The sequence below is a fragment of the Streptomyces sp. NPDC048643 genome, assembly GCF_040650615.1.
In the GTDB taxonomy this organism is placed as follows: Bacteria; Actinomycetota; Actinomycetes; order Streptomycetales; family Streptomycetaceae; genus Streptomyces.
In genome coordinates, this window is record NZ_JBEZHO010000041.1 from 1 (window position 1) to 24,781 (window position 24,781).

Annotated in this window: 24 protein-coding genes; 16 read left to right on the forward strand and 8 right to left on the reverse strand. The window is 70.4% G+C overall.

All coding sequences use genetic code 11. The features are described from left to right. The 11 genes from AB0C62_RS30845 to AB0C62_RS30895 form a co-directional block, all read left to right on the forward strand. Positions 1 to 3,891 (forward strand): DUF6531 domain-containing protein (locus AB0C62_RS30845; RefSeq protein ID WP_362978728.1); only part of this gene is annotated, 3,891 nt, incomplete at its 5' end. Further along, positions 3,892 to 4,503, forward strand: coding sequence for a hypothetical protein (locus AB0C62_RS30850; RefSeq protein WP_362978730.1), 612 nt, complete (start codon positions 3,892 to 3,894; stop codon positions 4,501 to 4,503). A gap of 492 nt (positions 4,504 to 4,995) precedes the next feature. Beyond that, positions 4,996 to 5,718, forward strand: coding sequence for a hypothetical protein (locus tag AB0C62_RS30855; RefSeq protein ID WP_362978732.1), 723 nt, complete (start codon positions 4,996 to 4,998; stop codon positions 5,716 to 5,718). Positions 5,719 to 5,738: 20 nt separating this feature from the next. Next, complete coding sequence (locus tag AB0C62_RS30860) at positions 5,739 to 6,626, forward strand: hypothetical protein (protein ID WP_362978734.1); 888 nt, start codon at positions 5,739 to 5,741, stop codon at positions 6,624 to 6,626. Continuing rightward, positions 6,623 to 7,933: an ATPase, T2SS/T4P/T4SS family gene (locus tag AB0C62_RS30865; RefSeq protein ID WP_362978736.1), complete on the forward strand. Its 1,311-nt coding sequence runs from the start codon at positions 6,623 to 6,625 to the stop codon at positions 7,931 to 7,933. Before AB0C62_RS30860 ends, AB0C62_RS30865 begins: the two co-directional genes overlap by 4 nt. 119 nt (positions 7,934 to 8,052) lie before the next feature. Beyond that, a complete protein-coding gene (locus AB0C62_RS30870) occupies positions 8,053 to 8,982 on the forward strand; it encodes a type II secretion system F family protein (RefSeq protein ID WP_362978841.1) in 930 nt (309 codons plus the stop codon). Beyond that, the gene (locus AB0C62_RS30875) at positions 8,979 to 9,902 is read left to right on the forward strand and encodes a type II secretion system F family protein (protein WP_362978738.1); all 924 of its coding nucleotides are present in this window, start codon (positions 8,979 to 8,981) and stop codon (positions 9,900 to 9,902) included. The genes AB0C62_RS30870 and AB0C62_RS30875 overlap by 4 nt, the downstream gene beginning before the upstream one ends. Before the next feature lie 90 nt (positions 9,903 to 9,992). Next, entirely contained in the window at positions 9,993 to 10,244 is a 252-nt protein-coding gene (locus tag AB0C62_RS30880) for a hypothetical protein (RefSeq protein ID WP_081218765.1), read from the forward strand. 98 nt (positions 10,245 to 10,342) lie between these two features. Further along, the gene (locus AB0C62_RS30885) at positions 10,343 to 10,723 is read left to right on the forward strand and encodes a TadE family protein (RefSeq protein WP_203658796.1); all 381 of its coding nucleotides are present in this window, start codon (positions 10,343 to 10,345) and stop codon (positions 10,721 to 10,723) included. Between the two features lie 38 nt (positions 10,724 to 10,761). After that, positions 10,762 to 11,166, forward strand: a complete 405-nt coding sequence (locus AB0C62_RS30890; protein ID WP_362978843.1) for a TadE/TadG family type IV pilus assembly protein — start codon at positions 10,762 to 10,764, stop codon at positions 11,164 to 11,166. Further along, positions 11,163 to 11,684: a pilus assembly protein TadG-related protein gene (locus AB0C62_RS30895; RefSeq protein WP_362978740.1), complete on the forward strand. Its 522-nt coding sequence runs from the start codon at positions 11,163 to 11,165 to the stop codon at positions 11,682 to 11,684. Before AB0C62_RS30890 ends, AB0C62_RS30895 begins: the two co-directional genes overlap by 4 nt. A gap of 140 nt (positions 11,685 to 11,824) precedes the next feature. Here the strand turns inward: AB0C62_RS30895 and AB0C62_RS30900 are convergent, their stop codons facing one another. The 7 genes from AB0C62_RS30900 to AB0C62_RS30930 all read right to left on the reverse strand — a co-directional run bounded on the left by AB0C62_RS30900 (position 11,825) and on the right by AB0C62_RS30930 (position 16,500). Next, on the reverse strand, positions 11,825 to 12,166 hold the full coding sequence (locus AB0C62_RS30900; RefSeq protein WP_081218768.1) for a hypothetical protein: 342 nt from the start codon (positions 12,164 to 12,166) through the stop codon (positions 11,825 to 11,827). Between the two features lie 32 nt (positions 12,167 to 12,198). Next, entirely contained in the window at positions 12,199 to 12,828 is a 630-nt protein-coding gene (locus AB0C62_RS30905) for a hypothetical protein (protein ID WP_362978742.1), read from the reverse strand. A 13-nt stretch (positions 12,829 to 12,841) separates the two neighbouring features. Further along, positions 12,842 to 13,303 carry a DUF4279 domain-containing protein gene (locus tag AB0C62_RS30910; RefSeq protein WP_362978744.1) on the reverse strand — a complete coding sequence of 154 codons (462 nt, stop codon included), beginning with the start codon at positions 13,301 to 13,303 and terminating at the stop codon, positions 12,842 to 12,844. 8 nt (positions 13,304 to 13,311) lie between these two features. Next, positions 13,312 to 13,728 carry a DUF4279 domain-containing protein gene (locus tag AB0C62_RS30915; RefSeq protein ID WP_362978746.1) on the reverse strand — a complete coding sequence of 139 codons (417 nt, stop codon included), beginning with the start codon at positions 13,726 to 13,728 and terminating at the stop codon, positions 13,312 to 13,314. Positions 13,729 to 13,742: 14 nt separating this feature from the next. Beyond that, positions 13,743 to 15,332, reverse strand: a complete 1,590-nt coding sequence (locus AB0C62_RS30920) for a putative adhesin (RefSeq protein ID WP_362978748.1) — start codon at positions 15,330 to 15,332, stop codon at positions 13,743 to 13,745. A gap of 105 nt (positions 15,333 to 15,437) precedes the next feature. Then, positions 15,438 to 15,641 carry a DUF397 domain-containing protein gene (locus AB0C62_RS30925; RefSeq protein ID WP_362978750.1) on the reverse strand — a complete coding sequence of 68 codons (204 nt, stop codon included), beginning with the start codon at positions 15,639 to 15,641 and terminating at the stop codon, positions 15,438 to 15,440. Between the two features lie 7 nt (positions 15,642 to 15,648). Further along, the gene (locus AB0C62_RS30930) at positions 15,649 to 16,500 is read right to left on the reverse strand and encodes a helix-turn-helix transcriptional regulator (RefSeq protein ID WP_362978752.1); all 852 of its coding nucleotides are present in this window, start codon (positions 16,498 to 16,500) and stop codon (positions 15,649 to 15,651) included. 377 nt (positions 16,501 to 16,877) lie between these two features. Between AB0C62_RS30930 and AB0C62_RS30935 the strand changes: the two genes are divergently transcribed. The 4 genes from AB0C62_RS30935 to AB0C62_RS30950 all read left to right on the forward strand — a co-directional run bounded on the left by AB0C62_RS30935 (position 16,878) and on the right by AB0C62_RS30950 (position 22,900). Beyond that, a complete protein-coding gene (locus tag AB0C62_RS30935; protein ID WP_362978754.1) occupies positions 16,878 to 19,874 on the forward strand; it encodes a BTAD domain-containing putative transcriptional regulator in 2,997 nt (998 codons plus the stop codon). Positions 19,875 to 20,183: 309 nt separating this feature from the next. Further along, positions 20,184 to 20,918 (forward strand): A24 family peptidase, encoded by a 735-nt coding sequence (locus AB0C62_RS30940; RefSeq protein ID WP_362978756.1) that lies wholly within the window; start codon positions 20,184 to 20,186, stop codon positions 20,916 to 20,918. Positions 20,919 to 21,084: 166 nt separating this feature from the next. Further along, entirely contained in the window at positions 21,085 to 22,293 is a 1,209-nt protein-coding gene (mqnC, locus tag AB0C62_RS30945) for a cyclic dehypoxanthinyl futalosine synthase (protein WP_362978758.1), read from the forward strand. A 7-nt stretch (positions 22,294 to 22,300) separates the two neighbouring features. Further along, on the forward strand, positions 22,301 to 22,900 hold the full coding sequence (locus AB0C62_RS30950) for a hypothetical protein (protein WP_362978760.1): 600 nt from the start codon (positions 22,301 to 22,303) through the stop codon (positions 22,898 to 22,900). A gap of 21 nt (positions 22,901 to 22,921) precedes the next feature. On the opposite strand, the gene AB0C62_RS30955 is transcribed toward AB0C62_RS30950, so the two are convergent. After that, entirely contained in the window at positions 22,922 to 23,959 is a 1,038-nt protein-coding gene (locus AB0C62_RS30955; RefSeq protein ID WP_362978762.1) for a chitinase, read from the reverse strand. A gap of 351 nt (positions 23,960 to 24,310) precedes the next feature. Here AB0C62_RS30955 and AB0C62_RS30960 point away from each other — a divergent pair, with 351 nt between their 5' ends. Next, positions 24,311 to 24,781: a hypothetical protein gene (locus AB0C62_RS30960; RefSeq protein ID WP_362978764.1), complete on the forward strand. Its 471-nt coding sequence runs from the start codon at positions 24,311 to 24,313 to the stop codon at positions 24,779 to 24,781.

The following is a 24,781-nucleotide window of genomic DNA, read 5'->3' on the forward strand; positions in this document are numbered from 1 at the left end:
TCGGATGCGGGGATCCACAACCGGAAGTGGTGGGAGGAGGTCGGGGACTGGTTCTCCGACAACTGGGACACCATCGTCGCGGTGTGCAAGGTCGTGGTCGCGGTGTTGGGGATCATCGCGATGATCGTCGGGGGGCCGATCCTCGGTGCGATCGTGCTGGTCGCGGCGCTCGTCGTCCTGGCGGACACCCTCAACAAGTATGCGAAAGGGCAGGCGTCCCTATGGGATGTGGCCTTCGCTGCGCTGGACTGCATACCCGGCGGCAAGGGGATCACGAGCTTCGGCAAGCTTGCCAAGGGGCTCAAGGGCTTCGGCAAGACCGGCCTCAAGGGCATGGCCATGAGTCTCCGAGGTCTCGGCCCGAAGATGAAGAATCTCGGTCGGCAGATGAAGAAGCTCGTGACCCGCGGCGATCCGATCGACGTGGCCACCGGGCAGATGGTGATGTCGGCGAGTGATGTCTCGCTGGACGGCATGATGCCCTTGCTGTTCGAGCGCCACCACCGCACCGGGGTCCACAGCGGCCGCCTGCTCGGGCGCGGCTGGACGTCGACGCTCGACCAGCGTCTGCTGCTCGACGCCACGGGCGCCCGGTTCATCGTCGACGACGGCATGGTTCTCACGTATCCCGTGCCGGAACCCGACGTGCCGGTTCTGCCGGTGGAGGGCCCGTACTGGCCGTTGGGCTGGGACGGTGGGGACCTGGCCGTTTACCGGCCCGAGACGGGGCACACACTACTTTTCCGGGCGCTGCCCGACCGGTCGCCGTCCGAACTGGCCCTTGCCCGGATCGCAGACCGGAACGGCAACGCCATCGAGGTCTCGTACGCCGTCGACGGCACCCCGGCCGAGATCGTCCATCACGGTGGTTACCGCATCGGTGTGACGTGCGAGGGCGGGCGCATCGTCGAGCTGGCGCTGAACAGCCATCCCGAGCGGCCCGTGCTGGTTCGCTATGCTTACGACGAGCGGGGCGACCTGGCGGAGGTCCGGAACTCCTCCGGTCTTCCGTTGTGCTTCAACTACGACGATCAGCACCGGGTGACGGGCTGGGAGGACCGGAACGGGATCTGGTACCGCTTCGTCTACGACGAGGCCGGCCGGTGCGTGGCCGGACGCGGAGTGGACGGCGTCCTGGACTACACGTTCAGGTACGACGACGCTGCGCGCAGCACCACGGTTGTCGACTCACTCGGTCACGTCACCACGTACGAGTTCAACGACGCCTACCAGCTGATCGCCGAGACCGGGCCCCTGGGGGGTACTACGGTCCAGGAGTGGAACCACCGGGATCAGCTGGTGTCACGCACCGACCCCTTGGGCCGCACGCTGAGGCTGGACTGGGACAACGCGGGGAACCTCACATCCGTGACCCTGCCGGACGGATCCACATCATCGACCGTGTTCAACGATCTCAACCTTCCCGTGCGGACGACCGGTTACGACGGGACGGTGACGCGGCAGGAGTGGGACGAGCGGGGCAACTGCGTCTCGTTGACGGACCCCTCGGGTGCTGTCGCCGCCTTCACGCACGATGCGACCGGAGCCCTCGCCACGCTCACCGATCCGCTGGGCGCGGTCCAGAGGTACGTCAACAACGCGGCGGGCCAGCCCCTTTCCGTGGTCGACGCGCTCGGGGCGGAGACGCGGGTCGAGTACGACGGCTTCGGCCGGCACATCGCGCTCACCGATCCGCTGGGCGCGACCACGTCCTTCGGCTGGACCGTGGAGGGGTACGAGGCCTGGCGTACCGACCCGGACGGGAGCACCGAATCCTGGACGTACGACGGCGAAGGCAATTGCCTCACGCACACCGACGTCCTCGGCCGGGTGACCCGTTACACCTACGGTGCCTTCGATCTGATGAAGACGCGGACCACTTCCGACGGCGTCCGCCACGCGTTCACCCACGACACCGAACTGCGGCTAACCCGGGTCGCCGATCCGCGCGGGCTGGCCTGGGAGTACGTCTACGACGCCGCCGGTAACCTCGCGACGGAGACGGACTTCGACGACCGGACCCTGCGCTACACGTACGATCCCGCCGGTCAACTGCTCTCTGTCAGAAACCCGTTGGGGCAGGAGACCGCTTACGCCTACGACCTCGTCGGCAACACGACCGGGAAGACGGTCGACGGGAGGACGACGGTCTTCGCGCACGACGTGAACGGCCGTCTTCTGCGGGCCACCGGCCCCGACGCCACCCTTGCCTTCGCGTACGACGCGACCGGCCGGCTCACCGGGCAGGAGGTCGACGGTCGCGCGCTGACAACGGCATACGACGAGCTCGGCCGCCCCGTCCGGCGGACCACACCCACCGGTGCCACCGCGCTGTACGCCTACGACGCCACGGGTAACCGCACGCTGCTCAACACCGGTGGTCGCCACCTCGCGTCCGCGTACGACCCGCTCGGCCGGGAGGTGGCCCGCCGCGTCGGGGGTGACGACGGAATCCACCTCACCCAGACGTGGGACACCGACGACCGCCTCACCGGCCGCACGCTGAAGGCGGGGAGCAGGTCCCTGAAGCGGGAAGTCTTCTCGTACCGGGCCGACGGCAGCGTTGCCTCGCTGGACGACTCCTTGCGGGGCCGGCGCACCTTCGACGTGGACGGTGCGGGACGGGTGACTGGCGTGCGCGCCGCGAACTGGACCGAGTCCTACGCCTACGACGAGGTCGGCAACCAGACGCGGGCCGAGTGGCCGGACGCGCGCCCGGACCCCGGTGCGCGCGGTGACCGCGCCTATGCGGGCAATCGCGTCACACGGGCCGGCTCCGTCCACTACGAGTACGACGCCGCGGGCCGGGTCGTCCTGCGGCGCAGGGCCCGACTGTCCCGCAAACCCGATCTTTGGCGCTACACCTGGGACGCCGAGGACTGCCTGACCTCGGTGATCACCCCCGACGGAACGGTCTGGCGCTACCTCTACGACCCGATGGGCCGCAGGGTCGCGAAGCGGCGCCTGGGCCGGGACGGGACGACCGTCATGGAGGAGACGGTCTTCACGTGGGACGGCCCTCACCTCGTTGAGCAGACCACCAGGACGGCCGGCGGAGTGGAAGAGGTCACCCTGACCTGGGACAGGGACGGTGTTCGGCCGCTCGCCCAGACGGAACGCCGTGCCACAGCCGACGACCAGCAGCAGCGCGTCGACGAACGCTTCCACGCCATTGTCACCGACCTGGTCGGTACGCCGACCGAGCTCGTCTCGGAGGGCGGCGCGGTCGACTGGACGTCCTCCGCGACGATCTGGGGGCTGAGCACGTCGGGCGAGGATTCCGGGACCGGGACACCACTGCGCTTCCCCGGCCAGTACTACGACTCCGAGACCGAGCTCCACTACAACTACTTCCGGCACTACGACCCCGCCACCGCGACGTATCTCAGCCCGGACCCGCTGGGCATGGACGCCGGACCCAACCCCCGCGGCTACGTTCTCGACCCGCTGCTGTGGATCGACTACCTCGGTCTGCTGAGCTGTCGGCAGAACGCCAGGCGGCTGCGCAGGAACATGCGGCGCGAGGGGCGTCCGGTCAGCCGGGGGCAGGCGGCCGCCCACCTCGTTCCGTCCGGAGGCAGCGCGGGCCACTGGGTGCCGGGAGCCAGAAGCCGTGCCTTGCTGGATCGGTACGGCGTCGACGTCAACGATGCCGCGAACGGCATCCCGCTCGGACACCCCAGCCCACACAACTTCACCCACCGCGAACCCTTCCTGCAGCGCGTGAACCAGCGACTGGACCAAGTGGTGCAGGACAGGACGGCGCGCGGCTTCGGCGTGCGGGCCATTCGCACGGAACTCCGGCGGGAACTGCGCACCATTGGCCGGGAGGTCGAGGGAGAGCTCTCGACCGGCGTACCTTCACCGACGGCAGTCTGGACGGCACCGTAAATGACCGACACCACCCCGAACCCACGCTCCGTGTACCGCCTGCTGCCGCGCATGGGCGAGTTCAGGACGCTGCTCCTGGGCAGTTCGCTGAGGAAACTCATCCGCTGGCAGATCACGGGGGCCGACTCCGATCTTCCGACCTCGTTCGACGGCACGTGGGACGGCAATCCCGAGTGGCGCAGCAGCGAGTTCCCGAGCGGATATCCGGGCGCCCCCGTCCTGAGCGGGCGGGTCGCCGGCCTCCTCGCCGACGACCTCGCGGAAGCGGGCCGCTTCGTGCCGGTCGCCACCGACGGGGCGGTACTCGCCGATTCCTCCGGGCCGGACGACTACGTCCTCTATCTCGTGGAGAGGATCGTCGACTGCTTGGACACCCGCAGGTCGTCCCGGCCGAAGAAGACCACCGGCGAGATCACGAAGGCGGTCTTCCGCCCGGAGGCGCTCCCCTCCCACCTCGCGGCGTTCCGCGTGCCCGAGTACCGGGGCGGCATCTACTGGAACGGTTGGGCCGTCGGCCTCCTCACCGAACTCCTCGGCGACGAGGTCGAATCCCGGCTCGTCTGGTCGGAGGACCCGTCGCTGCCGGTCCATCCCCATCCTTGGGGGTTCTGACCCCATCCTTGGGGATTCTGACGTCGTGGACGGACTCCGGCCAAGTCGGTCACAGCAGTCCGTCACTGCCGTCCGTAGCCCTGTCTTCGCGGCGGCAGATCCCCCGTGTGGCTGAAACCGCCCACCCCTCCCACCCCACCCGTGAGCACCTCGTGCAGGCCTCGTGCACGGTCCGTGACGAGAGGGGCCGGGGAGGGCGGGGGCGGATTCGCTGGCGCACAGGTCGGAGAGGGGTTCGATCGCCGGGGCCAACAGGGAACCGTGGGGCTCTGGTTGCGCGTCGGTAACGTCGAGTCGGTTGCGCTTCGGGTGTCTTGACGCGCCTTGAGGGGCTTATGTGCGGCTGATACGGTGCCATGGCCTGACACTCGCTCCAGCGTTGGCTATCAGGCCAGGTCGGGCGGTACGTCCCGTAAAGGGGCACGGGGGCGAAGTGTCTAGTTTGGCACGTGAATTGACAGACATTTTCTTGGGTGTACGGGGAGCGGTTGCGTGAAGATCCAAGAGCGTACGGGGGCGGGCAACAACCGTTCCGCCTCGTCGGCTCACCCGGTGATGGGCGACCGTCTTCCCACGCCGCCTCGCGAGCGCAAACCCGCGCTGGCCGCACTCGCCGTCCTCCTCATCCTCGTCGGCGCCCTCGGTGCCACCATGCTGGTGCTGCGGGCCGGCGACCGCGTCGAGGTCGTGAAGGTGACGAGCGACATCCAGGCCGGCGACTCCGTGGGCAACCACGTGGACTCGGTGCTGGTCGCGGACGACGCCGGCATCAACTACGTCAAGTGGAAACAGCTTGGCACGCTCAAGAAGCTCAAGGCGAAGTCGACCATCTACGCCGGGACCCTTGTCATCGGGGAGATGTTCTCCAACGGCGCGACCGTTCCTGACGGCAAGGCATCCGTGGGTGTCTCCCTCAAGGAGGGGCAGTACCCGACGGACATCAAGACCGGTGACACCGTCGCCGTCTACCGGGTCGGTGACGACACCTCCAGCAGCCGGAGTTCGGCCGGCGCCACCGGATCGAGCTCGTCCGGCGCGGACGACGGTCCGATCGTCGAGAAGGCCAAGGTCCTCGCCGTGAAGACGAGTTCGGACGCGACGATAAGCAGCACCAATCTCCCGGTCACGCTCCTCGTGGACATCGGGGACGCCGCGGCTGTCGCCCAGGCCTCCTCGGCCGGCAAGGTCGCCCTCGTCCTCGTTCCCGGCAACTAGAGGCGAGTGAGTAGACAGTCATGGCGCTCATCGCCCTCGCCGCAGACAAGGGCTCCCCCGGAGTCACCACCGCCGCGGTGGCGCTCTCCGCGGTCTGGCCCCGCCGCGTCCTGCTCGCCGAGACCGACCCGGCCGGCGGCGACCTCGTGTACCGCAGCGCGGCGGCCCACGGCGGCCCCCTGAACCCCAACACCGGCATGCTGTCGATAGCGGCCACCGCGCGCCGCGGCCTCGTGCCCGACCAACTCTGGGATCACGTACAGCCGTTGAGCGGCGGACTTGAAGTCCTCGTCGGCCTCGGCATGGCCGAGCAGGCGGCCGGGCTCGCCGGGCTCTGGCCCACCCTCGGACGCGCCTTCGCCCACCTCGCCGACTCCCCGAACGCGCCCGCCGACGTCATCGCCGACTGCGGTCGGATCAGCGGAGACACTCCGGCCGTCGAACTCTTCCCGCACGCCGCCCTGGTGCTCCTGCTCTCCCGCACCGAGCCCGAGGCCATCGCGCGCGTCCGCGACCGCGCGACCGCCCTCTCCGCCAAGCTGCACGGTGGTCCGCGCGGCGCCGCGAGCATGGCCACCCCGCTCATCGGTGTCGTCCTCATCGCCGACCCGAGCGACTCCGCCAAGCTCGTCCACCAGGTCAACGACATGCTCGTGGCCGCGCAGACCGGTGCGCGCGTCGTCGGCACCCTCGCCGACGACCCCGCCGGAGCCGAGCAGTTGGCCGGACGGCGGCGCGGACGCCTCGACAAGTCGCTGCTCATCCGCTCCGCCCGCAAGGTCACCGCGGACCTCTACCAGCAGTACGGCGCCGCCTGGTCCGTACCCGCCGAAGGACCCCACGGCTCGCACGGTCCGCACGGATCCGCCGGGCCGCACGGGCAGCCCGCCGCCGGAGCCGGGCGATGACCGCGGTCGACCACCAGCTCGTCAAGCGGTTCCGGCAGGACGCCGGTGACCGCATCGCCGATCAGCGGCGCGAGGACCAGGTCCGCGGCGTCACACCGATGTCCAACGAGGACGAGCGGCACTACGCGCGCGCCGTCATCGCCCAGATACTCGAGGACCACGCCCGCACCGAGATCAACCTCGGCCGCACCCCGCTCGACGCCGAGACCGAGGAGCAGTACGCGGCCGCCGTGCACGCCGCGCTGTTCGGCGTCGGCCGTCTGCAGCCGCTGCTCGACGACACGGACGTCGAGAACATCGACATCAACGGCTACGACCAGGTCTTCATCGGATACGCCGACGGCCGGGAGGCCACGGGCGACCCGGTCGCGGAGAACGACGAGGAACTGATCGAGCTGATCCAGATCCTCGGCGCCTACTCGGGCCTGTCGTCCCGGCCCTTCGACTCCGCCAACCCCCAGCTCGACCTGCGGCTCCCGGACGGCTCCCGGCTCTCCGCCGTCATGGACGTCACCCGCAGGCCCGCCCTGTCGATCCGTCGCGCCCGGATGGGCAAGGTCTTCATGTCCGACCTGGTGGGCAACGGCACGCTGGCTCCCGAGGTCGCGCACTTCCTCGCCTGCGCCGTCCGCGCCCGCAAGAACATCATGATCGCGGGCGCGACCAACGCGGGCAAGACGACGCTGCTGCGCGCCCTCGCCAACGAGATCCCGCCGCACGAGCGCCTCATCACCGTCGAACGCGCCCTGGAACTCGGCCTCGACACCTTCGCCGACCTGCACCCGAACGTGGTGGCCTTCGAAGAGCGGCTGCCCAACTCGGAAGGCCAGGGCGCCATCACCATGGCCGAGTTGGTGCGCCGCTCGCTCCGTATGAACCCCTCCCGCGTCATCGTCGGCGAGGTCCTCGGCGACGAGATCGTGACGATGCTGAACGCGATGTCGCAGGGCAACGACGGCTCGCTCTCCACGATCCACGCGAACAGCTCCAGCGAGGTCTTCAACCGCATCTCCACGTACGCGCTCCAGGCGACCGAACGTCTGCCCATCGAGGCGAGCCAGATGCTCATCGCGGGCGCGGTGAACTTCGTCGTCTTCATCCAGCGCCGCAACGAGTACGAGTCCGGCGGCCGGCTCCAGCGCATGGTGACCTCCGTGCGCGAGGTCAACGGCGTCGACGGACGGGTGCTGTCCAGCGAGGTGTTCGCCGAGGCACCCGACGGCCGGATCGTCCCGCACGCGCCCATCGCCTGCCTCGACGAGCTCATCGCGCAGGGCTACCGGCTGCCCGGCAGCGGGAATTGGTGACGACGATGACCCTCACGACCGACCTCACGACCACCATCGCCACGTCCGTCGCAACGCCCGTCACGACGACCGGGAGCAAGGACATGACGTCCCTCGCGGCGCTCGACTCGCTCGGTTCCATGGGCGGTCTGTTCTCCACGACCATGCTGTACGCGCTCGGCTGCGGAGTGGCCGTCGGCGGCGGCCTCGCGCTGTTCGCCGTCGCCGTCCGCGGACTTCCGGCCAAGCCGGAGCACGAGAAGCAGAAGGCGACCGAACGGGCCAACGAGCTGATCCGGTTCGTCGGTCAGCGCGGTTCGATCGCGGCGATCGCCGGGCTCGTCGTCCTCCTCCTCACGCGCTGGGCCGTCGCCGGAATCGCCGCCGGCATCCTCGTCTTCTTCTGGGACAAGCTCTTCGGCGGCGCCTCGGAGGAGCGGTCCGCGATGCGCCGCGTGGAGGCCCTCGCCTCCTGGACCGAGTCGCTGCGCGACACCATCGCGGGCGCCGTCGGCCTGGAACAGGCCATCCCCGCATCGGCACGCGCCTCCGCCCCGGTCCTGCGGCCGCACCTCGACGCCCTGGTCGACCGGCTGCGCTCGCGCACCCCGCTGCCCGAGGCGCTCCAGCAGCTCGCCGACGAGATCGACGACGCGTCCGCGGACATCATCGTCGCCGCGCTCATCCTCAACGCGAAGCTGCGCGGCCCGGGGCTCCGGCAGGTGCTCGGCGCCCTCGCCAAGTCCGCGCGCGAGGAGGTCGACATGCGTCAGCGCGTGATGGCCCAGCGCGCCTCGACACGGCGGTCCGTGCAGATCGTCGTCGCGGTGTCCATCGCCTTCGTCCTCGGCCTGTCGATCTTCAACCGTGACTTCGTCGAGCCGTACGGCACCGCGGTCGGCCAGCTCGTGCTCGCCTGCGTCTGCGGCCTGTTCGCCCTCGGATTCTGGTGGCTGCGCAAGCTGTCCACCATCGAGACGCCCGAGCGGTTCCTGGTGCGCGACGAAGCATCCGTGCAGTTCGTACGCCCCCGTACGCCGGTTCCTGGGGATGAGGCGGTACGCCGATGAACCTGACCATGCCGATCGTGATCGGTGCCGTGCTCGGACTGGGCGTCTACGCCCTCGTCCGCGCCCTCATGCCGTCGCGGCGCAGCGCCGTCGCCCAGGTCGCCCGCATCGACGCGATGCGGGCCCGCGGGGCGGCGTACGAGTCCGCGCACCACGGGCGGCAGGACACCGGACGGCTCGCCGGGCTACGCGCCCAAGTGGGCACGCGAGTCTCCGACTTCTATCTTCAGCAGGGCTGGGAGCAGCGTTCGCTGCGTGCCGACCTGGCTGTCCTGGACCGGAGTTGGGAGAGGTTCCTCGCGACGAAGGTGCTGCTGGCCGCGGCCGGCGTGTTCTTCGGGCCGCTGCTGTTCGCGGTCGTGTGGACGCTCGGCTTCGGCAGGAGCCCGATCATCCCGGTCTGGCTGGCGCTGCTCTTCGCGGTCATCTTCTTCTTCCTGCCCGACCTGGAGGTGCGGCGGGACGCGGTGGACAGGCGGCGTGACCTGCGGCGCGTGATCGGCGCGTACCTGGACCTCGTGTCGATGAGCCTGGCGGGCGGCCGGGGTCTGCCCGAGGCGCTGATGGCCGCGGCCGAGATCTCCGACGGCTGGGCCACGCAGCGCATCCGCAACGCGCTCGCCGACGCCCGGATCACCGGCATCAGCCAGTGGCAGGCGCTCGGTTCGCTCGGTGAGGAACTCGGCGTCGAGGAGCTGAAGGACCTGTCGGCCTCGCTGGCACTCGTCGCGGACGACGGCGCCAAGGTGCGCGAGTCGCTCGCCTCGCGCGCCGAGACGATGCGGCACCGCGAACTCTCCGAGATCGAGGGCAGCGCGGGCGAGAAGTCCCAGTCGATGCTCGTGGCCCAACTCCTGCTGTGTGCGGGCTTCCTGGTCTTCCTGATCTTCCCGGCGGCGATGCGCGTGTTCCAGGTCTGAACGTCGAGCGTCCGAACGTCCGCGGTACCGAAAAGCGTCCCACCGCGTCGCAAGCCGACCACCGATACAACTTCGAGAGGACAACTCACCATGAACGGACGGAACTTCAACACCGGGATCCCGGGGGTGGACTTCCTGATCACCTTCCTCCAGGGCCGGGTGCAGCGTGCCCGCTCCGGCGAACTCGACCGGGGTGCGTCCGCGGTCGAGTGGGTCATCATCTCCGCGGTCGTCGTCGCCATCGTCGGCGTGGTCGCCGCGATCATCAACGCCGCGCTGAGCGACGGCGCCAACAAGGTCGGCGACTGCATCAAGGGTGCCGACGCGGGCAAGACCTGCTGAACGCGACGTAGACGGGGATTCGGGTGCGCGCACGTCAAGGGGTACGTCGCTGGGTGCGCCGCAGGGTGGAGGCAGCCTCCGCCCGCGGCGACTCCGGCATGACCGCGATCGAGTTCGTGCTGCTCACCCCGGTGCTCTTCTTCATGATCTTCGCGACGGTGCAGTTCGCGCTGTACTTCTTCGCGGATCATGTGGCGCAGGCGGCGGCGCAGGCGGGTGCCCGCAAGGCCCGAGCGACGGCGGACGCGCAGCCCGGGGCGTGGCGCGGTGACGCGCGGGACGTCGTGGACAGCTATATCCAGCAGCTCGGGCCGCAGTTGGTGCTGTCCCCGGACGTCAAGCTGCTGCAGCCCGACCCGGACACCGTGGGCGTCGAGATCACGGCGAAGATCCCCACAGTGTTCCCCGGCCTGGACCTCACGGTGCACGCGCAGTCGTCGGGCCCGGTGGAACGGTTCGTGGAGGATGAGGGCCCGTGACGGTACCGAAGCCCTCGCCGACCGCTCTCCGCGACCGGATGTCCGGCCGCCGTGGCGACCGGGGCCTGTCCACCATCGAGGTGGTGATCCTCGCTCCCGTGATGATCCTGTTCATCCTGGTGCTGGTGGCGTTCGGGCAACTGGTCGACGGACGCGGTGCGTTGGACGGAGCGGCCCGGGACGCGGCGCGGGCCGGCTCGATCCAGAAGGACCACGGGACGGCGATGGCCGAGGCGCGCAAGGCGGCCGAGGCGGACCTCGGGGACATCTGCTCGGGGCCGGTCACGGTGACGCAGACCAGCGCGGGGTTCGAGCCGGACACGCTGTTCTCGGTCGAGGTGAGCTGCGAGGTCCGGGGCCTCGCGATGATCGGCCTCGACGTCCCGACCACCCTGAAGTCCAGCTTCAGCTCACCCCTCGACCCGTTCCGGAGGACGGCATGAGGCTGAACTCCGCAGTGCACGCCGTGCACGTCGCACGTGCGGTACGCGCCCCCCGCCCGGGCGCACGGGCCCACGCCTGGGTCGCGGCACGCCGGGCCCGCCTGGACGACCGGGGTTCGGGAGCCGGCGCGGTCATCATCTTCGCGCTGCTCTTCCTGTCCCTGTCCGCGTTCGTCATCGACGGCGGCATGTCCATCTCCAAGCGGGAACGCGCCGCCGACATCGCCGAGCAGGCCGCCCGCTACGCCGCCCAGGACATCGACCTCGAGTCCCTCTACGACAACCAGAACGGCCCCGCCCCGATCAACTCCCAGAACTGCGACGCCCGCGTGAAGGCGTTCGCCCGCGAGATGGGCATGTCCGGCCGGGACATCGGCTCCACCCACTGCGTGGCCGCGGACGCCGAACAGGTCGAGGTCGAGGTCCAGTTGACCTACTCACCGGTGTTCACGGGCCTGTTCTACGGCGGCGACGTGACGGTGCACGGGCGCGCGGTGGCGGAGAACGAGGTGGGCTGAGGCGGCCGTCGAGGCCGACTGCCCGGGAACGACGCGGACGGGGGCCTCGGTCGAGGCCGATCGCCGGGGAACGATCCGGGCCTAGGCGGCGTGGCCGTGCCGGTTCGCGGTCGCTCGGACCAAACCGTGCTCGGCCACGGCTACTTGCCGCCCCCGCCCTTCTGCCCGCCGTCCTCCGTCTTCACCCCGTCCTTCACGTCCTTGGCCAGCTTGTCGTCGAGTTTGCGGAACTCGCGGACCACGGCGTCGGACATCTCGGCGAGGGCGTCGAGAGCCTGGCCGATGTCCTCCCGGCCGTCCTCCCAGCCCGACTCGAAGTCGTCCAGGGCGTCGTAGACGGTGTCGTCACCGAGGTCGTCCTTGTAGCTCTCGAAGAGCTTCTTGGTGTGGTTCAGCCGCTTCTTGATGTCCCGCAGCCGCCCGCCGTAGTCCTCCAGCTCGCTCAACGGGAGCGCGAGGTCACTCTTGCCGCCACCACCCATGTCGGTCCCCCTCCTGGGTCCTGAGGTCTCGGTCAGACGAAGCGGAAGGTGCTGGTCACCGCGTCGAAAATGTCGTGGAACGCCTCGGCCAGGTCCAGCACGGGGCTCGCACCGGAGACGAGAACGACCTGGTCGTTGGTTCCCGGGACGGGGATGTAGGTCTGGGTCAACACCATACGAAGGGTACGGGTGTCGCCCTGCGCGACGGGCACGTCCTCGACGCCGAACGTCCGTGCCGCGAGGCCGAGTTCGGGGATCTCGACCGTCGTCACCGTGCGCCAGACGTCGCCTTCGCGTCGAGGCGTGATGGTGCGGAGGCTGTCCGCGATGGCCCGGAGGTCGGTGGACAGCGCCGTACCCTGCTTGTCCTTGGCCCCCACGACGGACACGGTGATCGTCGCCGAGAGGGGGACACCGTCGAAGTTCTCGGCCATGCAGCCCATGTACACGGCCCCGGAGTCGTGCGCGTCCTTGGCCATCCTGCGGAGCATGGTGGCCAGGTCCGACCGGTAGGGAGCGAGCTCCGGGAGCTCACGCACCCGGTCGTCCACGAGCGCCCGAACGGTGGCGTCCCTGCCCTCGGGGCGGATGTCGAACTCCCACCATGACTCCGGAACGGACAGAGAGACGCCGACCGGCAGGGCGGCGGCTGTGGCGGTCATGCGATGAGTCCTTTCACGTGGCTCGGTGCGAGCCGTCGGGGGCGGGCAGCCAATCCAGGAGGTCCTCGGAACGTGTGGGCGGATCGGCGTCCGTCGTCAGGGAAACCGGCAGTTCGAGCTGGGCGAGACTGCTCAACGCACGCGGAGAGAGGTAGGTCCGAGACCCTCGTTGCACATGACCGCTGAGGTCGATCCGGACGTCGTGTCCGCGCAGCTGAACTCCTCGAATCGCCTCGAGAGCAGGTGAGATCAGCTCGACGAGTTTCTCGATGGGGGTGTCGAAGCCCTGATCGGCTTCACCGGTGATCAGGACAGCCCAGCAGCTCTCTCCGGGCCGGAACGAGGCACCGGCCGTCGCCTCTCGGGAGAAGGCCGGTGTGAGGCCCAGTTCTTCCGTGATCTCTCCGGGGACCAGGTCTCGACCTGTGATGAGCAGGGCGGCCTGGGGTGCGCCCCAGGTGGCGAACAGTTCCATGGGAGGTCTCACCGATCGCTGACGCTGGTCGAGATGGTCACGGGCAGGCCGAGAGCCGCGGATCTCCGGACGACATCGGCGGGCAACGTGAAGGTGGCTCCACGGCCGACGAATCCAGAGATGTCGATATGGATCCCGTACCCCTGAGAGGCCAGTTGAGAGAGTACGTGAGAGTGGGGTTCCACCTTGCTCAACAAGGTGCCGAGCTGGTCGCTGACTCCGCCCGGCATTCTGCCGTGAATCTGGACGATCCACAGGCCGTCCCGAATCGAACCCGGATTCAGGGGGTCGATTCCCGGAAGTTGGACAGTCGTCGGATTCAAAGGGATCGACCTGGAGACGAGATCGGCATCCAAGTCCGATTTGCGAATGACCAGCTTCACGGCGGTCTCGACCCAAGGGCCTTCGCTGTGGGTGTACTCCATCGAGCGTCTCTCTCTCAGAGGATTTCACGACATGCCGCCCAGTGTACATTCCCCATACCGGGTTGCAGCAGGTCGGCAATTCGCGTCCGTTCCGCGACAGTTGTGGAATTCTCGAAGACGCTGAAGTTGCCTGCCATCGACGGTGCCGGGGCCGCGAGAGTGTAGTTGGGTATGACGTCGCCCGGATGTGCCGTGTGGAGGGCGCTGCCGGGATATACGCCTGCTTCCACGGCCAGGCCGTCGAGGCCCGGCAATCGCTCGCCGTGATCCACGTAGAAGGAGAGGCTGCTCCCTTCCGGGACGGTGAAGCTGCCGGCCCCGTCCTCGAGGAATCCGTGGCCCGCCAGAACCGTCTCATCGGTCCTGCCGCCCTGGAATACACGCGTCGCGTAGTAGTGGCCCTGTTCGGAGGTGTAGCTCTTCTTGGAGAGCTGGGGATTGAGGTTGCGAAGCGCGTCCTTTATTTCCGCGGGTGACGGCAGCGGGTTTCCGGATCCACGCGCCGATACCCTGCCGAGCCAGGACCCGTCGAATCCACGGAACACATTGCGCGCGGAGCCGCCGAGATTTCGGGCGCTGTTCGCCAGGCCTTTCAGGCCACCCCCGATTCCCTTCAACGCGCCGCCACCCAGTGCGCGCAGCCCGCCCGCCTTCCAGAGCTTTCCCATCTTGGCGAGGCTGGTGAAGCCCTTGGTCGCCGGGATGCAGTCGAGGACCGCGAAGATGAGGTCGCCCCAGCCGGCCTGGCCGTTGAGCATCTTTCTCACCGTGTCGGCCAGGACGATGAGGGCCGCCGCGAAGACGAGCCAGCCGAGCGGGCCGCCCACGATCATCACGATGATGCCGACGATCGTCACGACCCACTTGCACACCGTGACGATCTCGTCCCAGTGGTCGGAGACCCAGTCGACGGGCTCCTCCCACCAGTGCCGGTTGTGGATACCGGCGTCCGAGGCGTCGTGGAGCTTCTTCACCGTGCGGCGGGCGGCGTCCTCGCGCAGTCCCCTGGCATGGGCGGCGAGCTTCTTCGCCGCGTCCAGCAGGCCCTGGGCGTCGTCGACGTTCTTCCGGGCGGCGGTCTGCTGCTCCTTGGCGTGCTGGGCGTTGCGTGTCGCCCGTCGGACGTCGGCCTCGTCCGGTGGCGGAACGTCCTTGCCCTGGTTCCTGCCCGGGTCGTACGAGTCGGCCTTGGCCGTAGCCGTCCGTACCCAGTCGTCGGCGCCGGTCAGCGCGCTCTGCGCGGTGGCGAGTTCGTCCCGCGCCTTGCGGCCGTCGCGCAGCGCCTTGTCCGCCTTCTCCTGGGCGTCGTCCAGGTCGGGCCAGTACGACGCCAGCGCGTCGCCCGCGAGCGTGTAGGACTTCTTGAGCTTCTTCAGCTTGCCGGGGACGTCCTCGAACTCCGACGCGAAAGAGTCAGCCGTCTTCCCGGCCCACTTCAGGACCGCGTCCTCGTTCGCCAGGCCTTTGATGTCCCGGAGGATGTGCGCCACGTCGTCGGCGAAGTCGTGCAGGGAGCCGGCGAGTTTGCGCACCCGCTGCGGATCGCCCGGTGTCGGGTCCCGGTCCAGGTCGAGTATGTGCCAGTCCGCCGGCCTGTTGGTCACGTGTTCCCCCGTAGCACCTGCGACTTCCGCATCAGCACGTACGCAGGAACGTATCGCGCTGATCGTTTTCGTCGGAACGTCGATGGCGGCTTCGTAGAGGGGTTGTTACGCGCCCGGTGCCGTGACCGATCCGGTGCGTATCGCCTCCAGGAGGTGGCCGATGGGTGCCGGGGTCGTGGTGAGGACCGTGGTGGGGTCGTCGGACTCGCGGAGGTGGAGGGTGCTGGGTGTGGAGGCGAGTTCGACGCAGGAGTCGCCGTCGCCCGGGCCGGAGAAGGACGACTTCCGCCAGTTGCGGGGGGTGTTCATCGGTGCCTCACAGCTCCTTCGCCAACCGGTGGATGAAGTCGCGGGACCGCTTGGCGCCCAGCGAAACAGCCTCCACTTTACGGAAGAGCGTTCGATAGGCGTCGAGTTGGGCTTCCGAGTCGATGAAGGCGGCGCCCTGAGGCGCGTCGCGTACGACGGTGTCCAGCTTCGGTACGCGACCTCCGGCGTACGTCATGGCGCTGGTGGCGCCGGCGAACCCCTCCAGGTCGAAGGGGATCACGCTCAGGGTGACGTGGTGCGCCTCGGAGAGTTCGAGGAGGTGCGTCAGCTGGGCCCGGGAGGTGGCGCGGTCCCCGACCATGATGCGCAGTGCCGCCTCGTGGACCACACCGTCGTAGGGCGTCGGGGCCGGCCCTTCGAGGATCACCCGGCGGTGCATACGGTGTCGTACACGCAACTCGACGTCCTCGTACGAGAGTTCGGGAACCCGGTAGGCGAAGACGGCCCGGGCGTAGTCCTCCGTCTGGAGCGGTCCGGGGACGTAGAGGAACTGCACCTCGCGGAGGAACGTGGCGTGGTGTTCCAGCTCGGCGAGGTCGAGGAACGGCGTGGGCAGCAGCCCCCGGTACTCCTCCCACCAGCCCCGGATCCGCTCCGTCGCCATGGCGGCCAGGGCGTCGGCGAACGCCTCGTCCGTGCAGGCGTACTGGGCCGTGAGCCGGCGGAGCCGCTTCTCGCTCACCCCGGCGAGGCCCGCCTCGATCTGGCTGATCTGCGCGGGGTTCGCCCCGAGCAGGATGGCCGCCTCCCGCGAGGTGAGACCCGCCGCCTCGCGCAACCTCCGCAGCTCGACCGCCAGACGCGTCTGCCGCGCGGTCACGTCATGCCTCAGTGCCATGGCATGCCTCTCTCAACGCGCGCGCAGGCGGGCCCGGTCGGGCGCTCAGATTACGTGATCGGCAGATGCTGACTGGGGGAGTCGGGCCGACCGGGCTTTCGAGCCACCCGCCGTGCCCATCCAGCAGATCCACCAGGTCACCGAAGCGATCACCGGGTTCGGGTCGCCGTTCGTGGCGGTGGGGAGCGTGTGAAGGTCCCGTGCGGGGCGGGGGCAGGTGAGGGGTGCAACTCGGGCTTACCGGGCGGGAGGTGGTGTATCGGGCGGTTCCTTCGTGCTGCCCCCTGGGCGGCCTTCGACACCCTCCTTAAGATCTCAGTAGGCTCGGTTCACCCCCCGACCTCACCCCCTCCTCACACGACCCCGGGACACCCGCCATGGCGCGACGCACCACTTCCAGCTCGACGGGCACCTCGCCGAGTCCGAGGAATCGGACGCCGCAGCCCCTGCCCCGGCGTCGCAGGACGTTCGGGGACTTCGTGAAGGCGCTCGGGGCGTTCGTCGCCCTGCTGGTGCTGCTCGTCGGGGTGCCCGGCGCACTCGCCGTCAGCGTGGGGTGGCCGCTGCCGCACGGAGCGCCCCAAATGGACTGGCTCCAGCGGGAGATCTCCGTCAGCACGTTCATCAACGCGCTCACGGTCATCGTGTGGTTCGCGTGGGCGCAGTTCACCGCCTGCGTGCTCGTCGAGGTGAAGGCCGCGCTGTCGGGCGTCGGGATGCCCAACCGCGTCCCGGGCGCGGGCCCCAGCCAGTTGCTGGCCCGCCAGCTCGTCGCGGCCCTGCTCCTCGTCGGGGCGGCCGCCGCCAGCTTCACGCCGGGCCTCTCACAGCTCGGCCAGAGCCTGGAGGGTAACCAGCACGGCTCCGTGGCCGCCGCGCAGCAGACCCCCGGACTGTTCGGGCAGCAGGAGCAGGCCGCCTCCAGCGCCGCCGCCGCGCTCGCGGAGCAGGCCGCCGACGCGGCCGACGCGGCGGCCCACGCGGACGGCGCCGGCGCCGCCGAGCACGGCGACACGAAGTACTACCGGATCCAGCCCCCCGAGGGGCGGCACCACGACTCCCTCTGGGAGGTCGCGCAGCGGCACCTCGGCGACGGGCGCCGGTACAAGGAGATCTACCAGCTCAACAAGGACCGTACGCAGCCCGACGGTTCGAAGCTGTCCGAGGCCAGCCTCATCCGGCCCGGCTGGATCCTGGAGATGCCCGGCGACGCCCACGGCGGCGAACTCGTCGAGATGCCCGACGCGGCGCCCGAGGTCTCCCAGCAGGTCCAGCAGCAGATCAACGACTACGCCAAGACCGGCGACCAGCAGCGGGGCGGCGCCGCCAACCGGCAGAACGACCAGGGCGACCGCGACACCGCGCACATCCACGTGCCCCGGCAGCGGCCCGCCGGCGAGGACGCGGCCGGCGGCGCGGAGCGGCGCGAACCCGTCCCCGCCGAAGCCGCGCAGGCCTCGCAGGGGGCCGAGGGCAGCGGGTTCACCTTCGGGCTGCCGGAGGCACTCGTCGGCGCGCCCCTCCTTGCCGCCGGCCTCCTCGGCGCGCTCGGACGGCGCCGCCGCCAGGCCCTGTGGCAGTCCGCGCTCGGCGCGGTCGGCGGACGGCGCGGCATGGAGCCGCCGGTTCCCACCGGGTCCGCCGCGGACGCCCAGGACGCGCTGCTCGTCGGCGCCGACCCCGAGGGCGTCCGCCTGCTCGACCTCTCTCTGCGCGGACTCGCGACCGCTCTCGCCGCCGAATCCCGCCCGCTGCCCACCGTCTACGCGGCCTGGCTCGGCGGCAACGGCGACCTGCACCTCCAGCTCGCCCAGCCCGCCGGCAAGCCGCCCACGCCGTGGCAGCTCGGGCAGGACCAGACGTTCTGGATGCTGGCCCGCGCGGACGCCGAGCAGTACGAGGAGGTCGACACGGCCGCTCCGTACCCGGGCCTCGTCAGCCTCGGCACCATGGACGACTCGCGGCTGCTCCTCAACCTGGAGGCCGTGCCCGGCATCGTCTCCCTGAGCGGCAGCGCGGCCGACCGCGCGGGCGTGTTCGCCTCCGTCGCGGCCGAGTTGGCCACCAACGGCTGGTCCGACCGCATGACGATCACCCTCGTCGGCTTCGGCGAGGACCTCACCCCGCTCGCCCCCAACCGGCTGCGCCACCTCGACGACGTCGAGGCGCTCGTGGAGACCATGGAGGCGGAGACCCGGCAGCGCCGTGGCGCGCTGGGTGCGGCCGGCCACGACTCCGTCCTCACCGGCCGGACCGGGCCCGCCCAGCACACCCGTTGGGCCCCGCACCTCGTCCTCCTCGCGACCGAGCCCTCCGCCGAGGACGCCGTCACGCTCGCCGAACTCGCGGCCGACGCGGGTCGGTTGGGCATCGGCTACCTGGTCGGAACCGAGAGCGGTGATCTGCCGGGCGCCGCCTGGGAGATGGAGATCACCGGCGAGGGCAAACTGCTCGCGCCGCTGCTCGGTCTCGAACTCGACGCGCAGCTCCTGCCGGTGGCCCAGCAGCGAGCGGTGGTGGAACTGTTCGTCGAGGCCGACCCGGAGCGCGACCCCGACGGGCCGACGACCACCCCGCCGTTCCTCGTCGACATCAGCGAACAGGGGCGGCCCGCCGTCTACGCGCGGCTCGTCGGCTCGTACGAGATCATCGGCCTGGAGACGCCCGACGGCGAACGCAGCCCCCTGCTGCACGAGGCCCTCGCGCTGCTCCTGCTGCACCGTGAAGGGGTTCACCCGCGTGTGCTGTCCGCCGCGCTGTGGCCGCGCGGTGTCACCGAGGACGTGCGTGACGCCCTCGTCGAGCGGCTGCGCGGCTGGCTCGGCGCCGACCCCGACGGGACGGCCCGCCTCGGCACCGACGAGGCCGGGCGGCTCACGCTCGCCAAGTCCGTCGTCTCCGACCTCGACGTGCTGCGCTCCCTCTACCACGAGGCGACCCAGGGCAAGGGGGTCGACAGTCGCGTCGTGCGCGGCCGGTTGCTCACCGACGCGCTGGTCCTGGTCCGCGGTCCGCTGCTCGCCGACCGCCCGCAGGGCCGCTACGGCTGGCTCACGCACGAGATCATCGACGCCCAACTGCCGCTGCTCGTCGCGGACATCGGGCTCGCGCTGTCCGCGTTCCACCTGGAGAAGGACCGTGCGGAGAAGGCGATCGAGGCGCTGAACGCCTCGATGAACTCGGCGCCGCGCGACGAGCGTCTGTGGAACGAGCTGCTGCGCGCGACCCACGCCACGGGCGACACCGACCGGTTGAAGCGGCTCGCCGCCGACCTGGTCACCCGCAGCGGCGCGCGGGGCCTGCCGCCCCGCACCGAGGCGCTCCTCGACGAACTGCTCCCCGCGTGGCGGACGGACGGGGCAGCCGTGGGGTGATCCGGCGCCCCGCCCGCGACACCCCCACCCCGTCGACACCCGGGCCGTGCCTCCTGCCCGCGTCCGTCACGGACCCCGGGCAGGAGGCGCACCGGAGACCGCGGGGCCCGGCGAGCGACGTACCGTCTCCGGACGACGAACGGGGGAGCCCGTCGTACGGGCGGCCCGGCACCCGTCGTACGGTCGCCGGGCGGGGGCGGACGGGCCCGGCACCGGTCGCGAGGCCGCCCGGCACGGGCACGGCGGGCACCGGGCCCGGAGCGACGGGGACGCCCGCCGTCGCCGTACCGACTCTTCCTGGGGGAACGCGTGGATCTCGATCTCTGGACGGCCGTCGCCGCCGCTCTGTGGGGTGCGGCGGCCGGCCTGCTCGTGCCGCGGCCGGCGTACCGCCTCGCCGTCGACCCGGGCGAGCCGTGGCGGGACAGCTGCCCGGACGGCCGGACGATCACCGGCCCGGCGCGCGGCTGGCTCGGGCTCGCGCGGTCGCAGGGCGCCCCCTACGGGCCAGGCACCCTCCTCGTCTCCCTCACCACCGCTCTCCTGTGCGCCGGGCTCGCCCTCGCGACCGGCACCCGGCCCGAACTGGCCGTCTGGCTGCTGCTCGCGCCCCTCGGTGTGCTGCTCGCCGTGGTCGACTTCCGGGTGCAGCGGCTGCCCGACCCGCTGACCCTGCCGTTCGCGGCGGCGGCGCTCGCCCTGCTCGGGGTGGCCGCGGTCCTGCCCGAGCACACGGGGGAGTGGCCGAGGGCGCTGTTCGGGGCGCTCGCGCTCGGCGGCGGCTACTTCGTCCTCTTCCTCGTCAACCCGAACGGCATGGGCTTCGGCGACGTGAAGCTGGCCCTGGGTCTCGGCGCCGTCCTCGGCTGGTACGGGTGGAGCACGGTGTTCCTCGGGACCTTCGCCGGGTTCCTGTTCGGCGGGCTGTACGGGCTGGGCCTGGTCATCGCACGGCGGGCGGGCCGCAAGACGTCGATCCCGTTCGGCCCGTTCCTGATCGCGGGCGCGTACGCGGGGCTCCTGATCGGGGCGTACGCGGCCTGAGGCCGGTCGGCCGGAGCGCGGACGGGTCCGGTGCCGTCGGCCCAGGCACCTCCGCTGAGCGGCGACCGGTCGGCTCGGGGCCCGCACGGCCTGACGTCGGGCGGCCCGGTGTGCTGGCGTAGGCTGGCTTGGTCTGTCCACAACCCTTACGAAAGGGACGCTCCCGGTGACCGAGAAGGCCGACCTCACGTCTGTCACAGCCGTCCTCGACCGTGCCGCCGCGGGTGGACGGATCACTCCGGAAGAGGCGCTCGTCCTCTACCGCGACGCCCCGCTGCACGCGCTCGGCGCAGCCGCCGACGCCGTACGCCGCCGCAGGTACGCGGGTACGGAGCACATCGCGACGTACATCATCGAGCGCAACATCAACTACACGAACGTGTGCGTCACGGCATGCAAGTTCTGCGCGTTCTACGCGGCCCCCAAGGACACCGCCAAGGGCTGGACGCGCGACCTCGACGACATCCTGCGCCGCTGCGCGGAGACCGTCGAGCTGGGCGGCACGCAGATCATGTTCCAGGGCGGACACCACCCCGACTACGGCGTCGAGTACTACGAGAAGCACTTCGCCGCGATCAAGGGCGCGTACCCCGAGCTGGTCATCCACTCCCTCGGCGCGTCCGAGGTCGAGCACATGGCCCGCATCTCCAAGGTGAGCGTCGAGGAGGCCATCCAGCGGATCCACGCGGCCGGCCTCGACTCGTTCGCGGGCGCCGGTGCCGAGCTGCTCCCGGCCCGTCCGCGCAAGGCGATCGCCCCGCTCAAGGAGTCCGGCGAGCGCTGGCTGGAGATCATGGAGATCTCGCACGGGCTGGGCGTCGAGTCGACGTCCACCATGCTGATGGGCACCGGCGAGACCAACGCCGAGCGCATCGAGCACCTGCGGATGATCCGTGACGTACAGGACCGGACAGGCGGCTTCCGCGCCTTCATCCCGTACACCTACCAGCCCGAGAACAACCACCTGAAGGGCCGCACGCAGGCGACGCTCTTCGAGTACCTGCGGATGATCGCGATCGCCCGCCTGTTCCTCGACAACGTGGCGCACATCCAGGGCTCCTGGCTGACCACCGGCAAGGAGGTCGGCCAGCTCTCCCTGCACTACGGCGCCGACGACCTGGGCTCGATCATGCTGGAGGAGAACGTCGTCTCCTCCGCCGGTGCGAAGCACCGCTCCAACCGCATGGAGATCATCGACCTCATCCGCAAGGCGGGCCGCGTCCCCGCGCAGCGGACCACGACGTACGAGCACATCGTCGTCCACGACGACCCGGCGAACGACCCGGTCGACGAGCGCGTGATGTCCCACATCTCCTCGACAGCGATCGAGGGCGGCACAGCGCACCCCGAGCTGAAGCTGCTGGCCTCCAACTAGCCGCGCCGTGCTGACACTTCACGTAGCCGAGCAGTCGGCCGGGACCTCGGTCCTGGTCGACGGGGCGGTCGTCGCCGCCGTCGGCCCGTACGAGGACCTGGCCGCCGCCCATCCGCTCGCGAAGGTGCGGCGCTGGCCCGGCATCCTGACGCCGGGACTGCTCAACCCGTACGGCCCGGAGCTCCTGGAAGCCATGTACCACCCGGACCCGCGCGAGGCCGAGGGCTTCGGCACCGAGCCCATCGGCGGGGAGCGGGCCAAGCGGATCTTCCGCGCCGATCCCGCGCGCGTCGGTGCGAGCGCGCGGCGCGGGATCCAGCGGTTGCTGGCGCACGGCACGGTGGCGGTGGCCGGGGAGCTCACGTCGCGAGCCGTCGTCGACGCGGTGCGCCGATCCGGTCTCGCGGTGGGGCGGCGCCCGGACCGGCTCGCGGGCCCCGCGGCGCTGTCCCCGACCCCGCTGATCCTGCTGCCGGGGCCGACACCCGGCGGCCCCGCCCGATTCGCCGTGTTCGACGTCGCGGACCGCGCCGAACTGGTCCGGCGAGGTGCGGGCACCTGCGTGGCGACCGTGATCGGCGGGCGGCTGGTGTACCGGAGCCGCTGATCACGGCGGTGTGGCGCCGGCTCAGCCGGCAAACGCCTTCGCGAAGGCCCCCGAACCCTGCTTCACGCCGCTGCAGTCGGTGGCCGCGTCGTCAGCGTCCTCGGCGTTGTCGCCGTCCCCGCACTGCTGGTCCCGGAACGTCGACCACATCGACACCCAGGCGATCTTCTTCTTCTCGGCGAACTCCCGTACCTGCGCCGCGTCGTCGAGGCCGAACGTCTCGTTGTCCACGTCGTTGACGCCGATCATCGACGTGAGCGCGAGCCCCTGCCAGGCGCTCGCCGCCGACAGCCCGAAGACCTTCTCCAGCTGCTTGTGCGCGGCCCCGGCCGACGTGATCGCGTAGTCGCCCATGTCGTCCGCGTACGAACTCCCGTAGTTCATGGTCATGATGTTGACGGTGGAGACCTTCACGGCGTGGTCGTTGGCGGACTCCAGGAGCGCGAGGCCGTCCTCGTCGAGGCCGGAGGGCATCACGGGCAGCGTGAACGAGACCTCCAGGTCGCCGCGTTCCTTCTGGAGGAGCGCGATGGCCTCGGAGCGCAGGGCGACCGAGGCGGAGTCGGTCAGTTGGGTGCCCTCCACGTCGAAGTCGGCCTGTGAGGAGCCGGCTTGGTCGAGTGCCTCGCCGTAGGCGTCCGCCAGTTCGCTCGCGCTGTCGCACGTCGACGCCAGCTCCTTGCCGGACGCGCCGCCGAAGGAGACCCGCACGCCGGCACCGGACTTCTTGAGCGCGGCGATCCGGGACTTCACGGCCGCGTCACCGATGGCGTACGTCCCGTTCCACTTCGGCGTGCAGGTGCTGCCGTCCGCGATCACGAAGGCCAGGTTGTACGTCGTCGGGGAGCCCGCCGCGTCCGTCGCGCCGGGCGTCGTGGCGCTCACGTAGGGCGCGTACGACGTGCCCGATCCCGATGAGGCCGCGGAGGCCGACGAGCCGGTCCCGGGAGTCCGCGCCGGTGCCGCGTCCGTGGTGCCGGCGTCGCCCGCGGAACACCCCGCGCAGACCAGGGCGACCAGGCAGGCGAGCCCCGCGGCCGGCTTCAGGAAACTCCTCATTGCGCACGCACCCGCTCTCGTGATGTCTGTCTCATGACGGAAAGAAACTGTCGTTTCCTGATAGGGAATGTGTCACACCCGGACCGTGATGCCGAATGAAGGGCATTCATCGGTATTGCCGCGGAAGAGGGCGGGCGGGAGTGATCGAGAGACGGTTATAGAGGGTCATATGGTGCGTATGAATGGTGCATTTCTCCTGTATCGGGCACGCCTGAGCTGCGCGGATGGCGGTGGATTCCCGCCGTATCGCCTCGGGTCTCATAGAGAAAATACAGCTTGAGTCGTCTCTCATGGGCCGTTCACACGGAAAGCAGAGATTCCGCCACAAGGAGCCGTCCTAATGTCGGGGAAATGCAATCCGAGTCCGCCATCGAAAACCGTGCCCAGGGGCGCGGCCGCCGCCGCGAACGCGGCAGTGGGGCCGTGGACGGCCCCGTGTTCGTTGACAACTCCGGGCGCCGCGCCCGCCTGCTGCGCAGAGTCGGCCTCGTCGTCGGCGCCGGGTGTCTCGGCTACGCCGCCGTGCTCGGCATGGCCTTCATGGGCTGGGGCACCTCGCTGACCCCGTCCTCCCTGCTCCCCTTCGACGCCGACCGGGCCGGCTCCGCTCCGGGCGGCGGGAGGCCCGGCGCGGGCCAGGGCGGCGCCGTTCCCACCGGCGCGCCGACCGGACACCCCGGCGACGCTCCGAGCGGCCTTCCCGGCGGGTCCCCGACCGGTGCCGTCACCGACGCCGCACCCTCGACCGCCTCCGCCTCCGGCGCCTCCCTCTCCGTCCCCACCTCGACCGCCGGGGTGTCCGCCTCCACCGGCGCCAACTGA

Bases quoted from the DNA above. Each gene is read 5' to 3' on its own strand.
- AB0C62_RS30850 (WP_362978730.1), top strand. From the start codon at position 3,892: ATGACCGACACCACCCCGAACCCACGCTCCGTGTACCGCCTGCTGCCG.
- AB0C62_RS30860 (WP_362978734.1), top strand. From the start codon at position 5,739: ATGGCGCTCATCGCCCTCGCCGCAGACAAGGGCTCCCCCGGAGTCACC.
- AB0C62_RS30865 (WP_362978736.1), top strand. From the start codon at position 6,623: ATGACCGCGGTCGACCACCAGCTCGTCAAGCGGTTCCGGCAGGACGCC.
- AB0C62_RS30870 (WP_362978841.1), top strand. From the start codon at position 8,053: ATGGGCGGTCTGTTCTCCACGACCATGCTGTACGCGCTCGGCTGCGGA.
- AB0C62_RS30875 (WP_362978738.1), top strand. From the start codon at position 8,979: ATGAACCTGACCATGCCGATCGTGATCGGTGCCGTGCTCGGACTGGGC.
- AB0C62_RS30880 (WP_081218765.1), top strand. From the start codon at position 9,993: ATGAACGGACGGAACTTCAACACCGGGATCCCGGGGGTGGACTTCCTG.
- AB0C62_RS30885 (WP_203658796.1), top strand. From the start codon at position 10,343: ATGACCGCGATCGAGTTCGTGCTGCTCACCCCGGTGCTCTTCTTCATG.
- AB0C62_RS30890 (WP_362978843.1), top strand. From the start codon at position 10,762: ATGTCCGGCCGCCGTGGCGACCGGGGCCTGTCCACCATCGAGGTGGTG.
- AB0C62_RS30895 (WP_362978740.1), top strand. From the start codon at position 11,163: ATGAGGCTGAACTCCGCAGTGCACGCCGTGCACGTCGCACGTGCGGTA.
- AB0C62_RS30900 (WP_081218768.1), bottom strand. From the start codon at position 12,166: ATGGGTGGTGGCGGCAAGAGTGACCTCGCGCTCCCGTTGAGCGAGCTG.
- AB0C62_RS30905 (WP_362978742.1), bottom strand. From the start codon at position 12,828: ATGACCGCCACAGCCGCCGCCCTGCCGGTCGGCGTCTCTCTGTCCGTT.
- AB0C62_RS30910 (WP_362978744.1), bottom strand. From the start codon at position 13,303: ATGGAACTGTTCGCCACCTGGGGCGCACCCCAGGCCGCCCTGCTCATC.
- AB0C62_RS30915 (WP_362978746.1), bottom strand. From the start codon at position 13,728: ATGGAGTACACCCACAGCGAAGGCCCTTGGGTCGAGACCGCCGTGAAG.
- AB0C62_RS30925 (WP_362978750.1), bottom strand. From the start codon at position 15,641: ATGAACACCCCCCGCAACTGGCGGAAGTCGTCCTTCTCCGGCCCGGGC.
- AB0C62_RS30930 (WP_362978752.1), bottom strand. From the start codon at position 16,500: ATGGCACTGAGGCATGACGTGACCGCGCGGCAGACGCGTCTGGCGGTC.
- AB0C62_RS30935 (WP_362978754.1), top strand. From the start codon at position 16,878: ATGGCGCGACGCACCACTTCCAGCTCGACGGGCACCTCGCCGAGTCCG.
- AB0C62_RS30955 (WP_362978762.1), bottom strand. From the start codon at position 23,959: ATGAGGAGTTTCCTGAAGCCGGCCGCGGGGCTCGCCTGCCTGGTCGCC.
- AB0C62_RS30960 (WP_362978764.1), top strand. From the start codon at position 24,311: ATGCAATCCGAGTCCGCCATCGAAAACCGTGCCCAGGGGCGCGGCCGC.